Below are 545 nucleotides of genomic sequence, written 5' to 3' on the forward strand. Positions count from 1 at the left end.
AGGAGCGCCCGGACTTCGCCGAAGCCATCGAACACGGGCGCCTCCAGGGTGTCAGCGGGCTGATGGCCCTGGATTTCCAGCAGCGGGCCCAGCGCCTCAAGGCCATCGCGCTGTACCTGTGCGAGCGCAAGGAACAGCTCTACGCCCTCTCCCACCACAGCGGCGCGACCCGTGCCGACAGCTGGATCGATATCGAAGGCGGCAACAGCACGCTGTTCACCTACGCCAGCCTGGGCTCGCGGGAATTGCCGTCGGGCAATATCGTCCACGAAGGCCCGGCGATGCAGCTGAGCAAGCTCGGCAGCTTTGCCGGCACCCATATCCTGGTGCCTCGTGGCGGCCTGGTGGTGCACATCAACGCGTTCAACTTCCCGATCTGGGGCATGCTGGAAAAATTCGCCCCGAGTTTCCTGGCGGGCATGCCATGCATCGTCAAGCCGGCCAGCGCCACCAGCTACCTGACCGAAGCCGTGGTGCGCCTGATGGACGAATCCGGCCTGCTGCCACCCGGCAGCCTGCAACTGGTGATCGGCAGCACCGGCGAC

The 545-nt window shown here is 65.9% G+C and carries 1 protein-coding gene; it reads left to right on the forward strand.

Features of this window, described 5'->3' with window-relative positions:
* A partial coding sequence (locus HX846_RS37235; RefSeq protein WP_178967471.1) for an aldehyde dehydrogenase family protein occupies window positions 1–545 on the forward strand: 545 nt, incomplete at both ends.

The organism is Pseudomonas sp. K5002 (genome assembly GCF_013386655.1).
Classification (GTDB): Bacteria; Pseudomonadota; Gammaproteobacteria; order Pseudomonadales; family Pseudomonadaceae; genus Aquipseudomonas.